We start from the raw sequence: 18,616 nt of genomic DNA on the forward strand, positions 1-18,616 counted from the left end.
CACGCGCGCACGCAAGGGGTACGAGATGGGTCGGTTGTTCGGGACGGACGGCGTCCGCGGGGTCGCGAACGTCGACCTGACGGCGGAGCTGGCCCTGGATCTGTCCGCCGCGGCAGCCCGGGTGCTCTCGGCGCAGCGCGCGGCGGGGGGCCGCCCCCTGGCGGTCGTCGGCCGGGACCCGCGCGCGTCGGGGGAGTTCCTTGAGGCCGCGGTCGTGGCCGGGCTCGCGAGCGCCGGGGCGGACGTCGTCCGGGTCGGTGTGCTGCCGACGCCCGGCGTCGCGCACCTGACGGCTGCCCTGGAGGCCGACCTCGGCGTCATGCTGTCCGCCTCGCACAACCCGGCGCCGGACAACGGCATCAAGTTCTTCGCGCGCGGCGGCCACAAGCTCCCCGACGCGACCGAGGACGAGATCGCCGCCCTCCTCGACGCCGACTGGACGCGCCCGACGGGCGGGGACGTCGGCCGGGTGCGCGACGAGGCCGACGCCCTGCGCCGCTACCTCGACTTCCTGCTGACCACCGCGCCGAACCGGCTCGACGGCGTGAAGGTCGTCATCGACTGCGCGAACGGCGCGGCCTCCGAGGTCGCCCCGGCGCTGCTGCGCGCCGCCGGCGCCGAGGTCGTGACGCTGCACAGCGACCCGGACGGCCTGAACATCAACGAGGCCTGCGGCTCGACCCACCCGGAGGACCTGCAGGCGGCGGTCGTCGCCCACGGCGCCGTGGCCGGCCTCGCCTTCGACGGCGACGCCGACCGGTGCCTGGCGGTCGACGCCGCGGGCAACCTCGTCGACGGCGACCAGATCCTCGCGATCCTCGGCCTCGCCATGAAGGAGGCCGGCCGGCTCGCCGACGACACCGTCGTCGTCACCGTGATGAGCAACCTCGGGTTCCGGCTGGCGATGTCCGACGCCGGGATCAAGGTCGTCGACACCGCGGTGGGGGACCGGTACGTCCTGGAGGCGATGCGCGCCTCCAGCTTCACCCTCGGCGGCGAGCAGTCCGGCCACGTCGTGATGCTCGAGCACGCGACCACCGGGGACGGCGTCCTCACCGGGCTGCACCTGCTCGCCCGGATCGCGGACACCGGGCAGTCCCTGGCCGACCTCGCCGCGGTGATGACCCGGCTCCCGCAGGTGCTGGTCAACGTTCGGGGCGTGAACCGGGCCGGGATCGGGGACAGCGCCGGCCTGGCCGAGGCCGTCGCGGCCGCGGAGGCCGAACTCGGCACCAGCGGCCGCGTCCTGCTGCGGCCGAGCGGCACCGAGCCCGTCGTCCGCGTGATGGTCGAGGCCGCCTCCGCCGAGCAGGCGCAGACGGTCGCGGACCGGCTCGCGGACGCCGTCCGGCTCCACCTGCCGTTGCCCTGACCCGGGTCGCTCCGGCGGTTTCTCGGACCGGTCCCCCGATCGGGCGGGACGAGTCGGACATCCCGGACCGCTCGGTCCGTCGCGCGCGGGTCCGGCGCCCCGGCTGGAGTCGTTCGGCCCGTCCCGCGCGGCGTCTGCCTCTACGCTGATCATCATGTGCGGGATCGTGGGGTATGTCGGCGGCGAGTCCGTCGGTCGGGATGCGCTCGACGTGGTGCTCGCCGGGCTCAAGCGCCTGGAGTACCGGGGCTACGACTCGGCCGGCGTGGCCCTGGTGGCGGACGGTGAGCTGAGCGTCGCCCGCAAGGCGGGCAAGCTCGGCAATCTCGTCGCGCTGCTCGCGGAGGAGCCGCTGCCGGCGTCGCAGACGGCGATGGGACACACCCGCTGGGCGACCCACGGTGGCCCGACCGACCGCAACGCCCACCCGCACCGGGACTGCACCGGCAAGGTCGCGGTGATCCACAACGGGATCATCGAGAACTTCGCCCAGCTCCGGGACGAGCTGGAGTCCGCGGGCTGCGAGCTGAGCTCGGACACCGACACCGAGACCGTCGCGCACCTGCTCTCGCAGGAGTTCGAGGGCGCGGGCCGGAACCTCGCCGAGGCGATGCGTCGCGTCTGCCAGCGGCTGGAGGGCGCGTTCACCCTCGTCGCCGTCCACGCGGACCTGCCGGACGTCGTCGTCGGTGCCCGCCGGAACTCCCCGCTCGTCGTCGGTCTGGGGGAGGGCGAGAACTTCCTCGCCTCGGACGTCGCCGCGTTCATCGCCTACACGCGGGAGGCGCTCGAGCTGGGCCAGGACCAGGTCGTCGAGCTGCGCCGCGAGGGCGTCACCGTCACCAACTTCGACGGGACCCCGGCCGCCGTGCGCCAGTTCCACGTCGACTGGGACGCCGCCGCCGCCGAGAAGGGCGGCTACGACTACTTCATGCTCAAGGAGATCGCCGAGCAGCCGAAGGCGATCGCCGACACCCTGCTCGGCCGCGTCGGTCTCGACGGGCAGCTCGTCCTCGACGAGATGCGCCTGTCGGACGAGGAGCTCCGCGAGGTCGACAAGGTCGTCATCGTCTCCTGCGGCACGTCTTTCCACGCCGGCCTGATCGCCAAGTACGCGATCGAGCACTGGACCCGCATCCCGTGCGAGGTCGAGCTCGCGAGCGAGTTCCGCTACCGCGACCCGATCCTGTCCCGCTCGACGCTGGTCATCGCGATCTCGCAGTCCGGCGAGACCGCGGACACCCTGATGGCCGTCCGGCACGCGCGCGAGCAGCGCTCGCGGGTGCTCGCGATCTGCAACACCAACGGCTCGACGATCCCGCGCGAGTCCGACGCGGTCGTCTACACCCACGCCGGCCCGGAGATCGCGGTCGCGTCGACGAAGGCGTTCCTCGCGCAGATCGTCGCCTGCTACGTCGTCGGGCTGTACCTGGCGCAGGTCCGCGGCACGAAGTTCGGTGACGAGATCGCCACCGTCATGGACCAGATCAACGAGATGCCCGCCGCGGTCGAGAAGGTCCTCGAGACCATCGAGCCGGTGCGCGCGCTCGCCCGCACGCTCAAGGACAAGAAGTCGGTGCTGTTCCTCGGCCGCCACGTCGGGTACCCGGTGGCGCTCGAGGGTGCGCTCAAGCTCAAGGAGCTCGCGTACATGCACGCCGAGGGCTTCGCCGCCGGCGAGCTCAAGCACGGCCCGATCGCGCTGATCGAGGAGGGCGTGCCGGTCGTCGTCACCGTCCCGTCCCCGTCGGCGCGGCACCGCCTCCACGACAAGATCGTGTCCTCGATCCAGGAGGTCCGCGCCCGTGGCGCCCACACGATCGTCATCGCCGAGGAGGGCGACGAGGCCGTCGTCCCGTACGCGAACACCCTGATCCGCATCCCGCAGGTCCCGACGCTGCTGCAGCCGCTGGTCTCCACCGTCCCGCTGCAGGTCTTCGCCTGCGAGATGGCCACGGTCAAGGGCTACGACGTCGACCAGCCCCGCAACCTGGCCAAGTCCGTCACCGTCGAGTAGCGCCCGGCCACCCCTGCGGGATGACGTCCCGCAGGGGCGGGTGTCAGCCCTCCCACGGGCTGACAGTCGCGCACCAGGGACGTCATCCCGCAGGAGCACGCCACTAGGGTTCGCGTTGTGATCGTGGGAGTCGGCATCGATGTCTGCGACATCGGCCGGTTCGCCACCGCGATGGCGCGGACACCGGGGCTCGGGCCCCGGTTGTTCACCCCGGCCGAGCTGACGCGGGGGACGGCCTCGCTCGCGGCCCGGTTCGCGGCGAAGGAGGCGATCGCGAAGGCCCTCGGCGCCCCGAGCGGGCTCCAGTGGCACGACGCGGAGATCCTGTCCGACCGCAGCGGCCGGCCGACGCTGACCGTCCGCGGGACCGTCGCTGAGCGGGCACGACTGCTCGGGGTCTCCGCCTGGCACATCTCGCTCTCCCACGACGCCGGGGTCGCCTCCGCGATGGTGGTCGCCGAGGGGTGGGGGACCCCGCCGATCGGTGCCGCCGCCTCGACCGGACTCGGGCCGCCGTTCGCGCCGCCCTCGGACATCCCCGAGAACCCGACCCAGGAGTAGTCATGCGGACCGCGCACTCCGTCGCCGACGTCCGAGCCGCCGAGGCGGCCCTGATCGCCGAGCTGCGCAGGACCGGGCCGGGCGAGGACGTCCTGATGAACCGGGCCGCGACCGGGCTCGCGACCGCGTGCGCGGGTCTGCTCGGCCGGGTCTACGCCGCCCGGGTCGTCCTGCTCGTCGGCAGCGGCGACAACGGCGGGGACGCGCTGTACGCCGGTGCCCAGCTGGCGCGCCGCGGCGCGCGGGTGGACGCGCTGCTGCTGAACCCGGACCGCGCTCACGCCCGGGGGCTCGCGGCGTTCCGCGGCGCGGGCGGGCGCGTGGCCGGCGACGCGGAGGTCCTCGACCGGGCCGACCTCGTCCTCGACGGGATCGTCGGCATCGGCGGCTCGGGCGGCCTGCGGCCCGACGCGGCCGAGCTGGTGCTCCGGGCCGAGCTCGGTGGCGGGCTGATCGTGGCCGTCGACCTCCCCAGCGGCGTGGACGCGGACACCGGCGAGGTCGTCGGCGCCGCGGTGCACGCCGACGTGACCGTCACGTTCGGGACCTGGAAGCCCGGCCTGCTGATCGACCCCGGCGCGAGTCACGCCGGGGCAGCGACGCTGGTGGACATCGGTCTCGGCGACCACCTGCCGGACCCGGCGGCGTGCGCGCTGCAGGACGCCGACGTCCTGGTGCCGTTCGGGTGGCTGCTGCCGACCGCCGACAAGTACCGCCGCGGTGTCGTCGGCGTCGTCGCGGGTTCGAAGACCTATCCCGGCGCCGCGGTGCTCGCCGTCGGCGGGGCCCTGCGCGCCGGCGCGGGCATGGTGCGGTTCGCCGGGCCGGGGCGGGTCGCGGACGCCGTCCGCGCGGCCTGGCCGGAGGCGGTCGTGACCGACGGGCTGCCGAGCGAGGCCGGGCGGGTCCAGGCGTGGGTCGTCGGGCCGGGGCTGGGCACGGACAAGAAGGCCCGGCGGCGCCTGGCCGAGGTCCTGGACAGCGACGTGCCCGTCCTCGTCGACGCGGACGGCCTCACGCTGCTCGCCGAGGCCGGCGGGTCGGAACGATCGGCCCCGACGCTGCTGACGCCCCACGCGGGGGAGCTCGGACGCCTGCTGCAGGTCGGACCGGCCGCGGTCGAGGCCGCGCGACTGACACACGCACGGCGCGCAGCCGCCCGGTACGGGGCGACGGTGCTGCTCAAGGGCTCGACGACGGTGGTCGTCCCCCCGGACGGCCCGGTCCGCGTGAACCCGACCGGGACGCCGCGCCTGGCGACCGCCGGGAGCGGTGACGTGCTGGCCGGCCTGGCCGGAACCCTGCTCGCCGCGGGCCGGGAGCCGGTGGACGCGGCGGCGACGGCCGCCTACCTGCACGGGCTGGCGGCCCGCCTCGCGGCGGAGCCGGACGGTGCCGAGGCGGACCTGGTGGCCCCGGGGCCGGTCACGGCAACGGACATCGTGGCGGCCCTGCCGGCCGCCTGGCGGCACGTGGCCGGGGCCTGAACGACCCCGGCGGCGCCGGTGGACGGACTAGTACGGGAGCTTGCGCCCGGACGGACTGCGGAGATCGAGCGAGCTCGGGTCGCGGCGCGACTGCTGGGCGCTGGTCCCCTTGCCCTTCTTGGCCAGGGTCTTGCGCTCGATTCGGATCTGGTTCTGCGCCATGGCCGAACCCCCTCCCCAAGGGGGCGGACGGTTACCGTCCGCTCTGTGCACCATGAGACGACATGACCTGGGTCACGGTTGCGCGGCGTTCGGATGATTTGGACATCCTTCAAACGGATGAGGGTCTCCCGTGACAGAAACGTGATCTGCTTTCGTGTTTCTGTCCGGGGATGCGGTGGAGTGTCCGGTTCGCCCCCGGCGCATTTGTCCGGTGCGAGCCCCCGCCGCCCAGCGCCCGGCGTGTCGCGGTGCAAGGATGGGGAGCGATGAGCGACTCCAGTCCGCCCCTCGGGAACGCGCAGGCCCGTGTCGACCTGGCCGCCGTGCGCTCGAACGTCGTCGCGCTGCGTGGTCACGCGGGTGCGGCCGAGGTCATGGCCGTGGTCAAGGCCGACGCCTACGGCCACGGCATGGTCCCCGTCGCGCGGGCGGCGATCGCCGGCGGCGCGACCTGGCTCGGGGCGGCCGTGCTGGAGGAGGCCCTCGGGCTGCGCGCGGCCGGGATCGGCCCCGACGACGCCCGGGTGCTGTGCTGGCTGATCGCGCCGGGGGCGGACCTTGAGCCGGCGGTCGCCGCGGACGTCGACCTGTCCGCCAACGCTGTGTGGGCCGTCGAGCAGGTCGCCGCGGCCGCGGAGTCCGCCGGCCGGACCGCCCGGCTGCACCTGAAGATCGACAGCGGGCTGGGTCGCGGCGGCGCCACGGCGGCCGACTGGGACGACCTCGTCGCGGCCGCCCTCAAGGAACAGGCGGCCGGCCGCGTCCAGGTCGTCGGGATCTGGTCGCACCTCGCGTGCTCCGACGAACCGGGACACCCGAGCATCGCGGCCCAGGTCGAGGCGTTCACCGCCGCGGTCCGCGCGGCCGAGCGCGCCGGCGTCCGGCCGGAGGTGCGGCACCTCGCGAACTCCGCGGCCGTCGTGAACCTGCCCGAGACCCACTTCGACCTCGTCCGCCCCGGCATCGCGGCCTACGGCTTCTCGCCGATTCCCGAGCTCGGCGACTCCGCGCACTTCGGCCTGCGGCCGGCGATGACGCTCGCCGCGCGCCTGCTGCTCACCAAGGCCGTCCCGGCCGGGCAGGGCGTCTCCTACGGCCACACCTACGTCACCGACCGGCCGACGCGGCTCGGCATCGTGCCGATCGGCTACGCGGACGGCATTCCGCGGACCGCCAGCAGCCGCGGCCCGATGCTGGTCGGCGGACGGCGCGTGGCGATCGCCGGCCGCGTCTGCATGGACCAGGTCGTGCTCGACCTCGGTGACCTCGACGTCGCCGCCGGCGACGAGGTGCTCGTGTTCGGCCCCGGCGACCGCGGCGAGCCCACGGTCCAGGAGTGGGCCGACACGATCGGCACGATCACCTACGAGGTCGTCACCGGGATCGGGGCGCGGATCCCGCGGGTGTACACCGGCGCATGAGTTCGACCGAACCGCTCGGCATGACCGACACCGCAGCTGACGCTGGGTCAGGTGCGCTGCGCTGGGCGGTCAGTGCCGGTCTCATGGCGGGTGGTGCTCTCGCCACGGCCGGGGCCCGCCGCTACGCCCGGGCGCGTGCCGCCGCCCGTCCGGACCCGCTGCGCAACGAACCCTTCGGGTCGCTGCACACCGACCCGATCGTCGTGACCGCGAACGACGGGGTCGAGCTCGTCGTCGAGGTCGAGGAGCCCGAGGGTGCGCCCGCGGGCGCACCGACGGTCGTCTTCCTCCCGGGCTTCTGCCTGCCGATGGACTGCTGGCACTTCCAGCGCCGCGACCTGCGCGACCTGGGCCGCCTGGTCTTCTACGACCAGCGTGCGCACGGCCGGTCCGGTCGCGGGGCGCCCGAGCACGCCACGATCGAGCAGCTCGCGGACGACCTCCACTCCGTGCTGCAGGCCGTGGCGCCGAACGGCCCGGTGGTCCTCGTCGGGCACTCGCTCGGCGGGATGGTCGTCATGGGCTACGCCGACGCGCACCCGAAGCTGTTCGGTGACCGGATCGTCGGGGTCGCGCTGCTCGCCACCTCGCCGGGCCGGCTCGCGGAGATGACGCTCGGCCTGCCGGCCGCGATCGTGCAGCGGCTCTGGCCCGTCGCCCCCACCGTCGTGAATCGCGTCGCCACCAACCCGCTGGCGGTGCGCCGCGGGATGAAGGCCGACCGCGGCATCGGGCTGATGATCACCCGCCGCCTCTCGTTCGGCCGCGCGGACGCCCCGACCTCGCTGGTGCGGTTCGCGGGCCGGCTGCTCTCCTCGACGCCGTTGGACGTGTTCGCCGAGTTCTTCGCCGAGTTCGACCGGCACGACAAGGAGGCCGCGATCCCGGTCTTCTCGACCTGCCCGACGCTGATCGTGGCGGCCGAGCGCGACATGCTCACGCCCGCGGACCACAGCCGCGCGATGGCGCACCTGCTGCCGGAGGCGGAGCTGCTCGTGCTCCCCGAGTCCGGGCACCTCGTGCAGCTCGAGGACCCGGAGGAGGTCAACGCCGCGCTGCGCCGACTGCTGGAGCGGGTGCGCCTGACCGCTGCCCCGACGGGCAAGCGGCGCCGGCCTGCGTCAGGATCGTCCTCATGACCTCGCCCCTCGTGCTCGAGATCCCGACCGCGGCCGACATGCAGGCCTTCGGGGCCCGGCTGGCGACGGTGCTGCGGGCCGGGGACCTGCTGGTACTCACCGGCGACCTCGGCGCGGGCAAGACGACGCTGACGCAGGGGCTCGGGGCCGCCCTCGGCGTCCGTGGCCGCGTGGCGTCGCCGACGTTCGTGATCTCCCGGGTGCACCCCGCCGACGGGGACGGCCCGGCGCTCGTCCACGTCGACACCTACCGGATGGCTGACGCCCTCGAGGTCGCCGACCTCGACCTCGAGTACTCACTGGCGGACTCGGTCACCGTCGTCGAGTGGGGCGCAGGGCTGGTCGAGGAGCTCTCGGCCGACCGGCTGGAGATCGTGCTCACGCGACAGGCCGAGCCGCCGCCCGGCGCCGACCCCGACGACCCGAGCGCCGCGATCCGCACGGTGACGGTCACGGCAGTGGGCGACCGGTGGGCCGGGACCGACCTCGCGGCGGCGCTGTGTGTGCCGTCCGGGGCCTGACCTACGCTTGCGCGCGTGCTGCTGCTGGCTCTGGACACCTCGACCCCCGCGGTCTCGGTCGCGCTCTGGCGCAACGGCGAGACCCTCGCGGCGGAGTCCGTCGTCGACGCCCGGCGGCACAACGAGCTGCTCGCCGTCCACGTCGAGACCGTTCTGGCCCGGGCGGGTGTGACGCCCCGTCAGCTCGACGGTGTCGCCGCGGGCGTCGGCCCGGGCCCGTACACGGGCCTGCGCGTCGGGCTGATGACGGCCCGCGCCCTGTCGCACGCGCTCGGCGTCCCGGCGCACGGGATCTGCTCGCTCGACGTCCTCGCCCGCGCGGCCGCCCGCACCGTCGACGGTGAGTTCGTCGTCGCGACGGACGCCCGGCGCAAGGAGGTCTACTGGGCCACCTACGCCGACGGGCAGCGGATCTCCGGCCCGGCGGTCGACAAGCCGGGCGAGGTGCCCTACTCCGGCCCGGTCGTCGGTGAGGGCGGCGTGCTGTACCCGGCGGCGTTCCCCGGCGCGCGGCCCCCGCTGTACCCCGACCCGGCCGACCTGGCCGAGATCGTCGCCGAGTACGTCGCCGCCGGCCGGGAGACGCTCCCGCTGGAACCGCTGTACCTGCGCAAGCCGGACGCCGTCGAGCCCGGGGCCCGCAAGCGCGTCGGGGGCTGACCACCGTGGCGGACCTGCGCCCGATCCGCTGGTGGGACGTGGAGACGCTCACGGCGATCGAGGCCGACCTGTTCGGCGTGGACGCGTGGTCGGCGGAGACCTTCTGGGGCGAGCTCGCCGGGATCCCCGAGACCCGCTGGTACCGCGCCGCGGTGGAGGGGGAGGAGATCGTCGGCTACGTGGGGCTGGCGGCGATCGACGGCACCGGTGACGTCCAGACCGTTGCGGTGCGCCGGGACCGCCAGGGAGCCGGGTTGGGCGCTGTCCTGCTCGACGCTCTGCTGACGGAGGCTCAGAACCGCGGATGTTCCGAGGTCCTGCTCGAGGTGCGGGCCGACAACCCGGCCGCGATCCGGCTCTACGAGAAGCGTGCGTTCGAGCGCATCGCCGAGCGGCCGCGTTACTACGCCGACGGTGTCGGGGCGCTGATCATGCGGCGGGCGCTGGATCCGGCGGCGGCGGGCTGACCGGCCGCACCAGCAGCGCGATCCGGCCCTTGCCGTGTCGGGTCACCACCACGGTCGCCGCGGCCGAACCGCGCGATCCCTTCAGCAGGTCGCGGCGCAGCTGTTCGGGCAGGACGTCCACCCCGCGCTTCTTCACGACCACGACACCCACCCCGCGCTCGCGCAGAACCGCCCGCAGCCGCGGCACCGAGAACGGCAGGACGTCGGTGACCTCGTACGCCGTCGCGAACGGCGTGGGGACGAGAGCGTCCGCGGTGACGTAGGCGATCGTCGGATCCAGCAGCCGGCCGTCGACGGCGGCAGCGACGGCGCCGACCAGGTGGGCGCGGATCACCGCGCCGTCGGGTTCGTAGAGGAACCGGCCGGGGTCGCCGACCGGGGGCGGCTCGTCGGCGGAGTCGGGGCCGACCGCGCTCAGGGTGTGCCCGCCGGGCAGAAGCGTGGCGCGCCGCCGGGCGCCGTCGGCCGGACCGGCCACGAGCCCGGGGGAGTACAGCGCGGCCTCCTTCACCTCGCCGCGCAGGGACACCCACTCGATCGCGACCTCCGGCTCCGGCAGGTCGTGCGGGATGCCCGGGGCCACCTTCGCTACGGTCGCCGGCCGGCGCAGCAGCTCCCGCACGAACGACCACGGCGGCGCGTAGGCGTCCGGGTCGAACACCCGGCCCCGCGCCGCCCGCCGGGCCGGGTCCACGAACACCGCCGCGTCCCCGAGGTCGACCTCCCGGACGTCCCCCACCACGACCCCGGCACTGGAGATGTCATCTCCAGTGGGGGAGTCGAGGGTGAGGTTGGCCGCCGCCACCGCGGCGGTGAGGGGGTCGGCGTCGACGGCGGTGACGACCAGGCCCGCGGCGCGCAGGGCGAGCGAGTCCGTCCCGATCCCGCAGCACAGGTCGAACACCGTCGCCCCGGGGCCGAGCGCCGCGGCGACGCGGGCCGCCCGGTGCGCGGCGACGACCGGGTGGGTGGCCTGCTCCAGTCCGGCGGGGGTGAACCACATCCGCGCCGCGGCGGGCCCGAACTTGGCGACGGCACGCTCCCGCAGTCGGGCCTGGGTCAGGGCCGCCGCGACGAACTCGGCCGGGTGGTCGCGCCGCAGCCGCGTCCCGAGGCGCAGCGCGGCGGCGTCGTCAAGTGGGCCCGCGGCCGCGAGTTCGGCCAGCACGGCGGCTCCGGCCGGGGTTCGCAGGGCGCCGAACGCGGCGAGATCCACGGCGACGCCTCCTGCTGAATTTCTTGGCCCTGGCATTGGCACTCAAGTTGACTGAGTGCTAACGCTTGCATAGGGTCGGCGTTGGCACTCTCCCCTGGAGTCTGCCAACACATTCGCACCCCGGCCTGACCCCCGCGACGGCAGTCCGGAACGCGTCCACTGGACACCCATTCGCATTCAGGTGACCCCACGTTCGTAAGAAGGGGAAGGTCAGCAGGAATGACCACCAAGATCACTCCGCTCGAGGACCGCGTCGTCGTCAAGCCGCTCGAGGCTGAGACCACGACCGCTTCGGGCCTCGTCATCCCGGACACCGCCAAGGAGAAGCCCCAGGAGGGCGAGGTCATCGCGGTCGGCCCGGGTCGTTTCGAGGAGGGCCAGCGCCTTCCGCTCGACGTCGCGGTCGGCGACGTCGTGCTCTACAGCAAGTACGGCGGCACCGAGGTCAAGTACGGCGGCGAGGAGTACCTGATCCTCTCCGCGCGCGACCTGCTCGCGAAGATCAGCAAGTAGTCGCAGCAATCCAGTTCGCTGAACTCCGTCCGCCCCGGTCGGCCCACCGTGCTCCGTTCGAAGCGCCGGGCCCCGGGGCGGTCGCGTCCGGCGGGCTGACATCAGACGTAGTCAGAGGGGACAGTCCCGGCGATGCCGAAGATCCTGCAGTACGACGAGGCCGCACGCCGCAGCCTCGAACGGGGCGTTGACGCCCTCGCCAACGCCGTCAAGGTGACGCTCGGCCCGAAGGGCCGCAACGTCGTCATCGACAAGAAGTTCGGCGCTCCGACGATCACCAACGACGGCGTCACCGTCGCGCGTGAGGTCGAGCTCGACGACCCGTGGGAGAACCTGGGCGCGCAGCTCGCCAAGGAGGTCGCCACCAAGACCAACGACGTGGCCGGTGACGGCACGACCACGGCGACCGTGCTCGCGCAGGCGATGGTCCACGAGGGTCTGCGCACCGTCGCGGCCGGCGTGAACCCGATGAGCCTGAAGAAGGGCATCGACGCGGCGACCAAGGCGCTCTCGGAGCGTCTGCTCGAGAACTCGCGCAGCGTCGACACCCGTGACGACATGGCCAACGTGGCCACGATCTCCGCGCAGGACCGCAGCGTCGGTGACCTGATCGCCGACGCGTTCGACAAGGTCGGCAAGGACGGTGTCATCACCGTCGAGGAGTCGAACACGATGGGCGTGGACCTCGAGTTCACCGAGGGCATGCAGTTCGACAAGGGTTACCTGTCGCCGTACTTCGTCACCGACGCGGAGCGCATGGAGACCGTCCTTGAGGACGCCTACATCCTGCTCAACTCCGGCAAGATCTCCTCGATCGCGGACCTGCTCCCGATCCTCGAGAAGGTCGCACAGGCCGGCAAGCCGCTGGTGATCGTGGCCGAGGACGTCGAGGGTGAGGCCCTGTCGACGCTCGTCGTCAACAAGATCCGCGGCACGTTCACCTCGGTCGCCGTCAAGGCGCCCGGTTTCGGTGACCGCCGCAAGGCGATGCTCGAAGACATCGCGGTGCTGACCGGCGCGGAGGTCGTCAGCCCCGAGCTCGGCCTCAAGCTGGACCAGGTCGGCCTCGAGGTGCTCGGCCAGGCCCGCCGCGTCGTGGTGACCAAGGAGGACACCACGATCGTCGAGGGCCAGGGCAACCAGGACGACATCGCCGCCCGGGTCTCGCAGATCCGCGCGGAGATCGAGAACACCGACTCCGACTGGGACCGCGAGAAGCTCCAGGAGCGCCTCGCGAAGCTCGCCGGCGGCGTCTGCGTCGTCCGCGTCGGTGCGGCCACCGAGGTCGAGCTCAAGGAGCGCAAGCACCGCATCGAGGACGCCGTCTCCGCGACGCGCGCCGCGATCGAGGAGGGCATCATCTCCGGCGGTGGCGCGGCGCTGGTGACCGCGTCCGCGGTGCTCGACGGCAACCTCGGCCTGACCGGCGACGAGGCAACCGGTGTGCAGATCGTCCGCCGCGCGGTGGACGAGCCCCTGCGCTGGATCGCCGAGAACGCCGGCCACGAGGGCTACGTCGTCGTCGCCAAGGTCCGCGAGTCGGGCAAGGGCTTCAACGCCGCCACGGGCGAGTACGGCGACCTGCTCGCGCAGGGCGTCATCGACCCGGTCAAGGTCACCCGCTCCGCGGTCCAGAACGCGGCCTCGATCGCCAGCATGCTGCTGACGACCGAGACCCTGGTCGCCGAGAAGCCGGCCGAGGAGGCCCCCGACGCCGGTGGCCACGGCCACGGCCACGGCCACTGATTCATTGGCGCGCTCCGCGCGCGTCGCGCTCGGGGCGCGGGGCCGCCGCCGTTGCGGTCGCCAGCTCCTCCGGTCGCGAGGCACTGGCCGGGCTGACGCCCGGTCAGTGGCTCGCTCCTCCGGCGCCGGCGACCTTCACGCGGCGGGCCCGCGGCCCTCGCAGCGTTCCCGGCCCGCAGCAGATGACCCGGTCCCCGGAGGGGGCCGGGTCGTTGCGTTAAGTCCGGACTCTCCCGATTCGGTCTGCGCGTTTGTCCGGATTCGCCCGGAGTTGTCCGGATCCCCGGTAGCCGAGTGCGAAACACCCCTTAACCGGAATGGCGCAATAACCCGTGTCCCCCTGGAACCGGGCGATACGTTCCGCCCAGGAGGTGCCATGTCGACTGTCCTGGTGTGTGACGGTTCCCCGCTGATCCGCGAGCAGCTGCGGCGCGCGGTGAACGGGGTGCAGGGTGTGGAGAAGGTGGTCATGGCGGCCACCGAGGACGAGGCGATCGAGCACGTCCGGGCGCAGCCGCCGGACCTCGTCCTGGTGGACGCGGCGCTGACGCAGCGCGGGGGAGCGGGCGCGGTGCGCCGGATCCGCGCGGCCGACCCGTCCGCCCGCGTGCTGCTGCTGACGCGTCCCGAGGACCCGGACGCGGCGGTCGTCGCGGCCGTCGCCGCGGGGGCTCGCGGCTACCTGCGGAAGGACGCCTCGCGGGCCGAGGTGCGGGTCGCCGTCGGCCAGGCGCTGACCGAGCCGCACAGCAACGGGGCCGGAACCGACGGTGACGGTGATCACAGTCCGCCACCGGCGCTGACCGAGCGTGAGCTCGAGGTCCTCGCCGGGATGTGCGAGGGGCAGTCGAACGCGGAGATCGGCCGCGGACTTTATCTGTCCGAGGACACCGTGAAGACGCACGCCAGACGGCTTTTCCGCAAGCTCGGGGCCGCGGATCGGGCCCACGCTGTGGCCATCGCGCTGCGCCGAGGGCTCGTGAGGTAGCAAAATGGTCACATGGCGGTCGCCGGCGTAACGCCGTCCGATCCGGATCCGATGGGAAGTCGGACGGATCGGATCGATCTGCGCGACCTGGCAGCGGCCGCCATTGCGGGAGACCGCGGCGCCATGGACGCGCTGCTCGCGACGATCCGCCCGATGGTGCTCCGGTACTGCAGGGGACGACTCGGTCGCCTGCCCGGCGCCGAGTACGCCGCGGACGACGCGGCACAGGAGGCTTGCATCGCCGTGCTGACCGCACTGCCGCGCTACCGGGACGAGGGCCGCCCGTTCGAGGCCTTCGTGTTCGGCATTGCGGCACGCAAGGTCGCCGACGTCCAGCGGGCCGCCATGCGTGCCGCCACCCCCACCGCCGACGTCCCCGAGCGCACGGACACCGCGCTCGGGCCCGAGGAGGCAGCGCTGGCGGCCGCCGACGCCGCCCACGCCCGCGACCTGCTCTCGCGCCTGCCCGAGAACCTCCAGGAACTGCTCGTGCTGCGCGTCGCGGTCGGGCTCTCCGCCGAGGAGACCGGCCGTGCGCTGGGAATGACGCCCGGTGCCGTCCGGGTCGCCCAGCACCGCGCGCTCAACCGACTGCGCACCCTGGCGGCCGACGAGGCCGCCAAGGGGTCCGCCGAGGAGGCCACGGCCTGATGTCCGAGGAACTGAAGTTCGCGGCCCTGCACGCCGACGACCTGTTGCTCGACGCCCTGGGCGCCCGGCAACGTGTCGACACCACGGACGACCCCATCGCGGGACTCCTGGCCGCCTACGTCCACGAGATCGACTCCCGCCCGGGGCCGCTCACCACGCTGCTGGAGGAGACCCCGGCGCACGCCGAGGAGATCTTCGCCGCCGCGCCCGCGCTCGTGCCGGCGCCGCCGATCGCCGAGCCGCTCGTCCTGCCGCGCCGCGGCGCGAGGGCGAAGTTCCTCGTCGCGCACCGCGCGGCCGCCGTCGTCACCGTCGGTTCGCTCGTCCTCGGGATCGGCGGAGTCTCGGCCGCGGTCACCGGCGACGGTGGGCCGCTGGAGAACATCCGCCGCGTCGTCGGTTCGGTGACCGAGCAGGTCACACCGCAGAAGTCGGACTCCGAGCGAATCTCGCGCATGCTCAACGCCGCCGACAAGGCGCTGGCCGACCACGACCTGCGTCAGGCGCGTGACCTGCTGGAGAAGGCCCGCACCAACATCGAGGGCGCCGAGGACCCGCAGAAGTTCTCGTCGCTGCGCGCCAACCTGATCGAGCTGCGCGACCGCTGGCACCAGGCGTTCTCCGACGAGGCCGCCGAGGCCGACCGGGCCGTCGTGCCGGCGGAGCGTGAGGGCGACCGCGTCGACGTCGTCCCGGGCGAGGGCGTGCTCAGCCCGGACCACAAGCCCAGCGACGTCCTCGACCCGCAGGTGAAGCCGACCGACAAGCTTCCGACGTCACCCAAGGAAGACCTGAAGCAGGCGAAGGACAAGGTCGCCGACCGCGCCGAGCAGAAGCTCGAGCCGCTGCCGGACCTCCCGATCGAGGAGATGCGCGCGCCGACCTGGGCGCCGATCCTCGAGGGAATCCTCGGCGGGGACAAGTAGCCCGGATCGCGGCAGCCGACCGTGGGGCCCGTAAGCCAGGGCACACCGCGCGCGGCCGGGGGGACAAATCCGCGCGGGTAGCATGAAGGGCACTCCCCGCTGCGAGTGAGAAGGTGCCCACCCACGTGACCTCCCCCTCGGACCCCTCGACGCAGTACCCGGCCAAGTTCGCGCGGTTGGGCCTCACCTTCGACGACGTCCTGCTCCTGCCCGGGGCCTCCGACGTCCTGCCGAACGACGTCGACACGACCAGTCGGCTCTCGCGGCGGATCTCGCTCAAGGTGCCGCTGATCTCCTCGGCGATGGACACCGTCACCGAGGCGCGCATGGCGATCGCGATGGCCCGCCAGGGCGGCGTCGGCGTGCTGCACCGCAACCTCTCGATCAGCGACCAGGCCGAGCAGGTCGACGTCGTGAAGCGCTCCGAGGCCGGCATGGTCGCGCAGCCGATCACGATCAGCCCGGACGCCACCATCGGTGACGTCGACGTGCTGTGCGGCCGGTACCGCATCTCCGGGGTGCCCGTCGTCGACGGCGACGGCGTGCTGCTCGGCATCGTGACCAACCGCGACATCCGCTTCGAGAGCGACTCCACACGTCTCGTCCGCGACGTGATGACGAAGGCCCCGCTGATCACGGCCCCGGTCGGGACCGGCCGGCAGGAGGCCTTCGCGCTGCTGCGCGAGCACAAGATCGAGAAGCTTCCGCTGATCGACGACGCGGGCCGCCTCAAGGGCCTGATCACCGTCAAGGACTTCGCGAAGACCGAGAAGTACCCGCACGCGACCAAGGACGCCTCCGGCCGGCTGGTCGTCGGTGCCGCGGTGGGTGTCGGCGAGGACTCCTACAAGCGCGCGATGGCGCTCGTCGAGGCCGGCGTCGACTTCCTCGTCGTGGACTCGGCGCACGGGCACTCCCGCGCGGTCCTGGAGATGGTCGCCCGCCTGCGCCGCGAGCTCGACGCGAGCGCGACGGAGATCGACGTCGTCGGCGGCAACGTCGCCACCCGCGAGGGTGCGCAGGCGCTCATCGACGCCGGCGCGGACGGCATCAAGGTCGGCATCGGCCCGGGCTCGATCTGCACCACGCGCGTCGTGGCCGGCATCGGCGTCCCGCAGGTGACCGCCATCTACGAGGCCTCGCTCGCGGCGCGTCCGGCCGGCGTCCCGCTGATCGGTGACGGTGGCCTGCAGTACTCCGGTGACATCGCCAAGGCGATGGTGGCCGGTGCCGACACCGTGATGCTCGGCAGCCTCCTCGCGGGTGTCGAGGAGAGCCCCGGCGAGCTCCTGTTCATCAACGGCAAGCAGTACAAGTCCTACCGCGGCATGGGGTCGCTCGGCGCCATGCAGACGCGCGGGGCGACCCGGTCGTACTCGAAGGACCGGTACTTCCAGGACGACGTGCACTCCGACGACAAGCTCGTCCCCGAGGGTGTCGAGGGTCAGGTGCCCTACCGCGGCCCGCTCGAGGCGGTCGTGCACCAGCTCGCCGGCGGCCTGCGGACGTCGATGGGGTACGTCGGAGCGCGTACGGTGTCCGAGCTGCACGAGCGCGGGACGTTCGTGCGGATCACCTCCGCCGGTCTGAAGGAAAGCCACGCCCACGACGTGCAGATGACCGTCGAGGCTCCCAACTACCACTCACGGTGACCTGTGTCTGAGATTGAGATCGGCCGCGGCAAGCGCGGCCGGGTGGCCTACGGTCTGGACCAGGTCGCGATCGTGCCGAGCCGGCGGACCCGCGACCCCGAAGAGGTCTCGGTCGCCTGGCAGATCGACGCGTACCACTTCGACCTGCCGATCATGGTCGCGCCGATGGACTCGGTGGTCTCCCCGGAGACCGCGATCGGGATCGGCAACCTCGGCGGTCTCGCCGTGCTCGACCTCGAAGGTCTGTGGACGCGCTACGACGACCCGGCCGCGTTGCTGGCCGAGATCGTCTCGCTGCCCGACCACGCGGCGACCGCGCGGCTGCAGCAGATCTACGCCGAGCCGATCAAGGAAGAACTGATCGGCGCCCGGATCAAGACGATGCGCGACGCCGGCATCACCACCGCGGCCGCGCTCTCGCCGCAGCGGACCGCGCAGTACTGGCGCGCGGTCGTCGACGCCGGGGTCGACCTGTTCGTCATCCGCGGCACGACGGTCTCCGCCGAACACGTCTCGCACCGGGCCGAACCGCTGAACCTCAAGCAGTTCATCTACGAGCTCGACGTGCCCGTCATCGTCGGTGGCTGCGCCACCTACCAGGCGGCGCTGCACCTGATGCGCACCGGCGCCGCCGGCGTGCTCGTCGGCTTCGGCGGCGGTTCGGCGCACACGACCGCGGAGGTGCTCGGCATCTCGGTGCCGATGGCGTCCGCGATCGCCGACGTCGCGGCCGCGCGCCGCGACTACCTCGACGAGTCCGGCGGCCGCTACGTCCACGTCATCGCCGACGGCGGCATGACGAGCTCGGGCGAGATCACCAAGGCGCTCGCGCTCGGCGCGGACGCGGTGATGATCGGCTCGCCGCTCGCCCGCGCCGTCGAGGCGCCGGGCCAGGGCTGGCACTGGGGCGCGGAGGCGCACCACGCCGCCCTGCCGCGCGGCACCCGCATGCACGTCGGCACCATCGGGACCTTCGAGGAGATCCTCCAGGGTCCGGCGCGCCAGCCCGACGGCTCCATGAATCTCGTCGGCGCCCTCCGCCGCGCCATGGCGACCACGGGCTACTCCGAGCTCAAGGAGTTCCAGCGCGTCGAGGTCGTCATCTCGTCCTGACGGA

Annotated in this window: 17 protein-coding genes and 1 pseudogene; 16 read left to right on the plus strand and 2 right to left on the minus strand. The window is 73.2% G+C overall.

What is annotated here, in order from left to right; translation table 11 throughout:
- Nucleotides 1–25: 25 nt before the first annotated feature.
- The 4 genes and pseudogenes from glmM (at nucleotide 26) to ABD401_RS07315 (ending at nucleotide 5,437) form a co-directional block, all read left to right on the plus strand.
- Nucleotides 26–1,372 (plus strand): phosphoglucosamine mutase, encoded by a 1,347-nt coding sequence (glmM, locus tag ABD401_RS07300; protein ID WP_344603120.1) that lies wholly within the window; start codon nucleotides 26–28, stop codon nucleotides 1,370–1,372.
- Between the two features lie 154 nt (nucleotides 1,373–1,526).
- Nucleotides 1,527–3,389 carry a glutamine--fructose-6-phosphate transaminase (isomerizing) gene (gene glmS / locus ABD401_RS07305; RefSeq protein WP_344603122.1) on the plus strand — a complete coding sequence of 621 codons (1,863 nt, stop codon included), beginning with the start codon at nucleotides 1,527–1,529 and terminating at the stop codon, nucleotides 3,387–3,389.
- A 117-nt stretch (nucleotides 3,390–3,506) separates the two neighbouring features.
- Nucleotides 3,507–3,854: pseudogene (locus ABD401_RS07310) on the plus strand (holo-ACP synthase); the annotation flags it as partial.
- A 98-nt stretch (nucleotides 3,855–3,952) separates the two neighbouring features.
- Nucleotides 3,953–5,437 (plus strand): NAD(P)H-hydrate dehydratase, encoded by a 1,485-nt coding sequence (locus ABD401_RS07315; RefSeq protein ID WP_344603124.1) that lies wholly within the window; start codon nucleotides 3,953–3,955, stop codon nucleotides 5,435–5,437.
- A 27-nt stretch (nucleotides 5,438–5,464) separates the two neighbouring features.
- Here the strand turns inward: ABD401_RS07315 and ABD401_RS07320 are convergent, their stop codons facing one another.
- Complete coding sequence (locus ABD401_RS07320) at nucleotides 5,465–5,599, minus strand: hypothetical protein (RefSeq protein ID WP_019875585.1); 135 nt, start codon at nucleotides 5,597–5,599, stop codon at nucleotides 5,465–5,467.
- Nucleotides 5,600–5,865: 266 nt separating this feature from the next.
- On the opposite strand from ABD401_RS07320, the gene alr reads away from it, so the two are divergent.
- The 5 genes from alr to rimI are packed head-to-tail and all read left to right on the plus strand — an operon-like array spanning nucleotide 5,866 to nucleotide 9,807.
- Nucleotides 5,866–7,020: an alanine racemase gene (gene alr / locus ABD401_RS07325; protein WP_344603126.1), complete on the plus strand. Its 1,155-nt coding sequence runs from the start codon at nucleotides 5,866–5,868 to the stop codon at nucleotides 7,018–7,020.
- Nucleotides 7,017–8,159, plus strand: coding sequence for an alpha/beta fold hydrolase (locus tag ABD401_RS07330; protein ID WP_344603127.1), 1,143 nt, complete (start codon nucleotides 7,017–7,019; stop codon nucleotides 8,157–8,159). Before alr ends, ABD401_RS07330 begins: the two co-directional genes overlap by 4 nt.
- A complete protein-coding gene (gene tsaE, locus ABD401_RS07335) occupies nucleotides 8,156–8,680 on the plus strand; it encodes a tRNA (adenosine(37)-N6)-threonylcarbamoyltransferase complex ATPase subunit type 1 TsaE (protein WP_344603129.1) in 525 nt (174 codons plus the stop codon). The genes ABD401_RS07330 and tsaE overlap by 4 nt, the downstream gene beginning before the upstream one ends.
- Before the next feature lie 15 nt (nucleotides 8,681–8,695).
- A complete protein-coding gene (gene tsaB / locus ABD401_RS07340; protein ID WP_344603131.1) occupies nucleotides 8,696–9,340 on the plus strand; it encodes a tRNA (adenosine(37)-N6)-threonylcarbamoyltransferase complex dimerization subunit type 1 TsaB in 645 nt (214 codons plus the stop codon).
- Between the two features lie 5 nt (nucleotides 9,341–9,345).
- On the plus strand, nucleotides 9,346–9,807 hold the full coding sequence (gene rimI, locus ABD401_RS07345; RefSeq protein WP_344603133.1) for a ribosomal protein S18-alanine N-acetyltransferase: 462 nt from the start codon (nucleotides 9,346–9,348) through the stop codon (nucleotides 9,805–9,807).
- On the opposite strand, the gene ABD401_RS07350 is transcribed toward rimI, so the two are convergent.
- Nucleotides 9,770–11,059: a THUMP-like domain-containing protein gene (locus ABD401_RS07350; protein ID WP_344603204.1), complete on the minus strand. Its 1,290-nt coding sequence runs from the start codon at nucleotides 11,057–11,059 to the stop codon at nucleotides 9,770–9,772. The two genes, rimI and ABD401_RS07350, sit on opposite strands and share 38 nt — an antisense overlap.
- Nucleotides 11,060–11,242: 183 nt before the next feature.
- Between ABD401_RS07350 and groES the strand changes: the two genes are divergently transcribed.
- The 7 genes from groES to ABD401_RS07385 all read left to right on the plus strand — a co-directional run bounded on the left by groES (nucleotide 11,243) and on the right by ABD401_RS07385 (nucleotide 18,612).
- Nucleotides 11,243–11,536 carry a co-chaperone GroES gene (gene groES, locus ABD401_RS07355; RefSeq protein WP_019875595.1) on the plus strand — a complete coding sequence of 98 codons (294 nt, stop codon included), beginning with the start codon at nucleotides 11,243–11,245 and terminating at the stop codon, nucleotides 11,534–11,536.
- Nucleotides 11,537–11,668: 132 nt separating this feature from the next.
- The gene (gene groL, locus ABD401_RS07360) at nucleotides 11,669–13,282 is read left to right on the plus strand and encodes a chaperonin GroEL (protein ID WP_344603136.1); all 1,614 of its coding nucleotides are present in this window, start codon (nucleotides 11,669–11,671) and stop codon (nucleotides 13,280–13,282) included.
- 376 nt (nucleotides 13,283–13,658) lie between these two features.
- Nucleotides 13,659–14,270: a response regulator transcription factor gene (locus ABD401_RS07365; protein WP_344603138.1), complete on the plus strand. Its 612-nt coding sequence runs from the start codon at nucleotides 13,659–13,661 to the stop codon at nucleotides 14,268–14,270.
- Between the two features lie 51 nt (nucleotides 14,271–14,321).
- The gene (shbA, locus tag ABD401_RS07370) at nucleotides 14,322–14,921 is read left to right on the plus strand and encodes an RNA polymerase sigma factor ShbA (RefSeq protein WP_344603140.1); all 600 of its coding nucleotides are present in this window, start codon (nucleotides 14,322–14,324) and stop codon (nucleotides 14,919–14,921) included.
- Nucleotides 14,921–15,847 carry an anti-sigma-D factor RsdA gene (locus ABD401_RS07375; protein ID WP_344603142.1) on the plus strand — a complete coding sequence of 309 codons (927 nt, stop codon included), beginning with the start codon at nucleotides 14,921–14,923 and terminating at the stop codon, nucleotides 15,845–15,847. Before shbA ends, ABD401_RS07375 begins: the two co-directional genes overlap by 1 nt.
- 125 nt (nucleotides 15,848–15,972) lie before the next feature.
- Nucleotides 15,973–17,499 carry an IMP dehydrogenase gene (gene guaB, locus ABD401_RS07380; RefSeq protein WP_344603144.1) on the plus strand — a complete coding sequence of 509 codons (1,527 nt, stop codon included), beginning with the start codon at nucleotides 15,973–15,975 and terminating at the stop codon, nucleotides 17,497–17,499.
- A gap of 3 nt (nucleotides 17,500–17,502) precedes the next feature.
- Nucleotides 17,503–18,612 carry a GuaB3 family IMP dehydrogenase-related protein gene (locus ABD401_RS07385; RefSeq protein WP_344603146.1) on the plus strand — a complete coding sequence of 370 codons (1,110 nt, stop codon included), beginning with the start codon at nucleotides 17,503–17,505 and terminating at the stop codon, nucleotides 18,610–18,612.
- The last annotated feature ends 4 nt before the right edge of the window (nucleotides 18,613–18,616 follow it).

Source organism: Sporichthya brevicatena (assembly GCF_039525035.1).
Lineage (GTDB): Bacteria > Actinomycetota > Actinomycetes > Sporichthyales > Sporichthyaceae > Sporichthya > Sporichthya brevicatena.